The sequence below is a fragment of the uncultured Microbacterium sp. genome (genome assembly GCF_913776565.1).
GTDB lineage: Bacteria > Actinomycetota > Actinomycetes > Actinomycetales > Microbacteriaceae > Microbacterium.
The window spans coordinates 1-4,580 of the sequence record NZ_CAJYPF010000253.1 but is presented as its reverse complement, the minus strand read 5'-3'; the positions used below and the strand labels follow the sequence as shown (position 1 = coordinate 4,580).

Here is a 4,580-nt window from a genome sequence, read left to right as displayed (position 1 = left end):
CCGTCATCGGTCCGGAAGCCCGCATCGAGCCGCACGCGCACATCTGCGCGGGTGCGGTCATCGGCGCCGGCGCCCACATCGGCGTCCGCACGCAGGTGGGCCACAACGCCCGGATCGCGGTGGGATCTCTCATCGGCGACGACGAGGTCATCAACGACGGCGAGGCCGTCGCGACTGATCGTCGAGGGCTGCGTCTGGCCGCCTGAGCGCCGCGTCCCGGCACACACGACCCGCACGTCTCTTCGGAGCGTGCGAGTTTTCGTCTCCCCGGAGGCCGGGTCGGCGACGGCCCGACCGCCTGGCATCCGCTCTCCGGGGTCAGGCCAGGATCGCCAGCACGAGTCCGATCAACGGCAGGGTGCCCTGCAGGGTCGCGGGGCGCAGGTACTTCCGGCCCGAGGTCACCAGCACGAGCGCCGCCGCGAGCATCGACCCGAGCGAGAAGATCAGCAGCGTGCGTCCGGCGACATCGCCCACACCGTTCACGCCCCAGAGGACGACGCCGACGGCGGCGCCGATGGCGAGGAACAGGTTGTAGAACCCCTGGTTGTAGGCCATCGGCTGGGTGATGTCCGCCGCGCGCTGGTCGGCGATGCCGAAGATCTTCCAGGTCGCCGGGCGCGACCAGCGCACGCTCTCGAGGACGAAGATGTAGACGTGCAGCAGGGCCGCGAGGCCGGCGAACACGAGGGCGAGGATGCCGATCATCCGTCCACCGTATCGACGCGGATAGCCTGGAGCCATGGCGAACGGCAGCGGATCCCGCGGACGCGGCGGCGCTCCGCGTCGGGCGGGCGGCACCAAGCCGTCCGCGGCGAGGCGGACCGGCGGCGCCAAGAAGACCGTCCCCCGCGCCCGTGCGACGCCGGAGCGGTCGCCCGCCGAGGAGCCGCGCACGTTCGTGCTGGGCGCGATCCCGGGTGCGACCCCCGGCAAGTGGATCGCCCTCTGGCGGGAGCGGATGCCGCACGTCGCGCTCGACCTGCGCGAGATCCCCGTGGCCTCCCAGCGCGCTGCCCTCGACGAGGTCGACGCCGCCCTGGTCCGCCTCCCCCTCGACGACGCCGACGACCTGCACGTGATCCGCCTCTACGAGGAGCAGCCCGTGGTCGTCATGTCGACGGACTCCGACCTGACCGCGGCCGAAGAGCTCGATCTGGCCGATCTCGCGGGCGAGGTCGTGATCGTCCCGGCCGACGACGTGGTGCACGTCACGGTCCCGGATGCCGTCCCCCCGGCCTTCGCGCCTCCGGCCGACACCGCCGACGCGATCGCCACGGTGGCCGCGGGTGTCGGCGTCGTGATCCTGCCGATGTCGCTGGCCCGGGCCCACCGGCGACGCGACGTCGAGTACCGCGTGCTGCGCGACGGCCCCACGTCGACGGTGGCCCTCGCCTGGCCCCGCGAGCGCACGACGCCCGACGTCGAGACGTTCGTGGGGATCGTGCGCGGCCGGACGGCGCAGTCCTCCCGCTGACCCCGCGCACGGGGGTCGGTGTCGTTGCGTTTCACCCTCGGCATCCTGGAGGTTCACCCCGCATAGAATCCCTGGGTGACCGCGTCCCTGCTCTACGTCTGCGCCCGCCCGCAGCGCGATGCCGCCGTGGCGGAGTGGGAGTCGTTCCGCGACGGCCTCGGGGTGCGTTCCGACGACCTCGTGCACCACGATCTGGTGCGCGAGGCGCTGCCCGCCGACCTGGAGCGATTCGCCGCCGTCGTGGTGGGCGGCAGTCCCTTCAACGTCACCGATCCCGACAAGACCGATGAACAACGACGGCTCGAACGCGACCTCGAGCGACTGGCGACGGCGGCCATCGAGGGCCGTACGACCGCGATGTTCACGTGCTACGGCATCGGGGTGGTGACGCGCCTGCTGGGCGGCGAGGTGACGCTGCGGCATCCCGAGGGAACGGGACCGGCCGCCATCTCGTTGACCCCCGCCGGTCGCGCGGACGAGCTGTTCGGCCTGCTGCAGCCGCGCTTCGAGGCGCTCACCGCGCACAAGGAGGCGGCCGCGAGCGTGCCCCCGGGCGCGACGCTGCTCGCTGAGAACGATCTCTGCCCGGTGCAGGCCTACCGCGCGGGGGTCGGACTATGGGCGACCCAGTTCCATCCCGAGCCGACCGCCGACGCGTTCGTGGCGCGCATGCGGGTCTACCGCGACGCGGGGTACTTCGACGCCGACGCGTTCGACGAGGTGTCCGCCCACGTGCGCACCGCCTCGGTCGAGCAGCCCACGCGTCTGCTGCGCTCGTTCGCCGCACGCGCGGTCGCTGCCTGAGCCGTCGCCGTCCCCGGCCGGCACGGCGTGCCGCGATCGGCATCCGCGAGACGGAGACGACCGCACCCCGGTACCGGAACCCTGACGAGAAGACCCCCGCGGCGAGTGTCAACCCCGAGGCGCATATTTACCTAGCTTTTCTAGTGTTCTGGGTATGAACGCAACAGCTCACTGGCGGGGCACGGACCTCGCGCGTCAGATCGTCGTCCTCTCCGCCCTGTCGTTCATGCTGATCGCGGCCGTCATCGGCGCGGGCGCCTTCGGCAACACCGCGGTGGAGGACCAGCAGGGCGGAGCCCTCAGCACGAGCGGCTCCTACCTCGCCCCGGCGGGACCCGCCTTCTCGATCTGGTCGGTCATCTACCTGGGCCTCATCGCGTATGCGATCTGGCAGGCCCTCCCCGGCCAGCGCACCAACCCGCGCCAGCGCGCGCTGGGCTGGCTCATCGCGCTGACCATGACCCTGAACGGCCTGTGGCTGGTGGCGGCGCGCTTCGGCACGCTCTTTCTCACGGTGGTCGTGATCGTGCTGCTCCTCGCTACCCTCGGCTGGACGTTCCGCGTCGCGGTCGTGACCCGCGAACCCCGGGGCGGCTTCGCGGACTCCGTGCTGATCGACGGCGTGACCGGTCTGCACCTGGGCTGGGTCACCCTCGCCACCGTCGCCAACACGGCCGCGTGGCTCACAACCATCGTCCCCGCGGAGTGGGAGGGCGCGGCGGATGCCATCGGTATCGCCGTCCTGCTCGTGGTGGCCCTCATCGGTCTGGCCATCGCGTGGCGCAGCGGCTGGCGCGTCACGCCCGCGATCGCCCTCGCGTGGGGTCTGAGCTGGCTCGCCGTGGAGCGCTTCGGCGGTGAGCCGCAGAGCGGGCCCATCGGGGTGACGGCGATCATCGTCGCCGTGATCGTGCTCCTGCCGCCCGTCTCGGTGAGCGTCCTGCGGCTGGTCCGCCCGAGCGTCGACTGAGCACTTAGGCGTTCGCGCTCCCCCGCGCAAGCGGCACGCGCACCACGGCCGCGGGGCGTGTAATCGGGCCGTGGACTCGCTGCCTCTCGCTCTTCTCGTCGTCATCTTCGTCGCCGCCGCCGCGGTGGTGTGGGTGGCCGGCATCCAGCTCTCCAAGGCGACCGATGTCCTCGATGCGCGCCTGCATCTCGGCAGCGCGCTGGGCGGGCTGATCGTCCTGGCGGTGGCCACGAACCTGCCCGAGATCGCGATCACCGTGTCGGCCGCGATGGCGGGCAACCTCGAGGTGGCCGTCGGCAACATCCTGGGCGGGATCGCCCTGCAGACCGTCGTGCTCGTGGTCCTCGACGCCTCCGGCAAGCGCGGACGCGGGGTGAAGCCGCTGACGTACCGCGCGGCATCCCTCACGCTGGTCCTCGAGGGCCTGGTGGTGGTCGCCGTCCTCGCGGTGGTCATCGCGGGCAGCCAGCTGCCGGACGGCCTCGAGGTGCTGCGCCTGACCCCCGACGTCGTGCTGATCGCCGCCCTGTGGATCGTCGGTCTGATCCTCGTCCAGCGCGCCGGTGCGCACCTGCCGTGGCACGAGGACGGCCGGGCTCCCGACGCGACACCGAAGCCCGCGAAGACGACGGACCGCAAGAAGATGGGGACGAAGAAGGCGGTTGTCATCTTCTCGCTCTCGGCGCTCGCCACGCTCGGGGCCGGTGTGGTCCTGGAACGCGCGGGCGACGCAGCCTCGTCGCAGATCGGCCTGTCGGGAGTGCTGTTCGGCGCGACCGTACTGGCACTCGCGACGTCGCTGCCCGAGATCTCCACGGGTCTGCAGGCGATCAGGCAGGGCGACGACAATCTGGCGATCAGCGACATCTTCGGCGGCAACGCCTTCTTGCCCGTGCTGTTCCTGCTCGCCACGGTGATCTCAGGGTCGGCCGTGCTGCCGCGCGCGAACGGCGCCGACATCTACCTGACGGCGCTGGCGGCGCTGTTGACCCTCGTCTACGTGGTCGGGCTTATCTTCCGCCCCCGCCGCCGCCTCATCGGTTTGGGCGTCGACTCGTTCGTCGTCCTCGCGCTCTACGCGGTGGGCGTGGCCGGGCTGTTCGCGGTCGCGGGCTGAGCCCGATCGCGACGCGTCATCGTCCCCGGCCGTCGATGCTCACGCCGTCAGCTCCAGCACCACCGCCTGCTGCGGGTTCTGCACCGGCGGACGGATGCCGGCCTCGGCCAGCTGCCGGCCGGTCAGCACCGTGTCGTCGTGGGCCCACGGCAGCGGCGACTGCGCCGGTTCCTGCACGACCCCGCCGGGGGTGATCAGGCGGACCCGGTACG

5 protein-coding genes and 1 pseudogene are annotated in these 4,580 nt (G+C 71.9%); 5 read left to right on the top strand and 1 reads right to left on the bottom strand.

Annotated features, from left to right (window positions below; translation table 11 throughout):
- Nucleotides 1-206, top strand: a pseudogene (locus QZ433_RS14075) (transferase); the annotation flags it as partial.
- A gap of 112 nt (nt 207-318) precedes the next feature.
- On the opposite strand, the gene QZ433_RS14070 reads toward QZ433_RS14075, so the two are convergent.
- Nucleotides 319-708, bottom strand: coding sequence for a DUF1304 domain-containing protein (locus tag QZ433_RS14070; protein ID WP_295784646.1), 390 nt, complete (start codon nt 706-708; stop codon nt 319-321).
- A 34-nt stretch (nt 709-742) separates the two neighbouring features.
- On the opposite strand from QZ433_RS14070, the gene QZ433_RS14065 reads away from it, so the two are divergent.
- The 4 genes from QZ433_RS14065 to QZ433_RS14050 all read left to right on the top strand — a co-directional run bounded on the left by QZ433_RS14065 (nt 743) and on the right by QZ433_RS14050 (nt 4,368).
- On the top strand, nt 743-1,477 hold the full coding sequence (locus tag QZ433_RS14065; RefSeq protein WP_295784644.1) for a LysR family substrate-binding domain-containing protein: 735 nt from the start codon (nt 743-745) through the stop codon (nt 1,475-1,477).
- A 75-nt stretch (nt 1,478-1,552) separates the two neighbouring features.
- Complete coding sequence (locus QZ433_RS14060; RefSeq protein WP_295784642.1) at nt 1,553-2,281, top strand: GMP synthase; 729 nt, start codon at nt 1,553-1,555, stop codon at nt 2,279-2,281.
- Nucleotides 2,282-2,435: 154 nt separating this feature from the next.
- Complete coding sequence (locus QZ433_RS14055; RefSeq protein WP_295784640.1) at nt 2,436-3,251, top strand: tryptophan-rich sensory protein; 816 nt, start codon at nt 2,436-2,438, stop codon at nt 3,249-3,251.
- Between the two features lie 70 nt (nt 3,252-3,321).
- Entirely contained in the window at nt 3,322-4,368 is a 1,047-nt protein-coding gene (locus tag QZ433_RS14050) for a sodium:calcium antiporter (RefSeq protein WP_295784638.1), read from the top strand.
- Nucleotides 4,369-4,580: the final 212 nt, after the last annotated feature.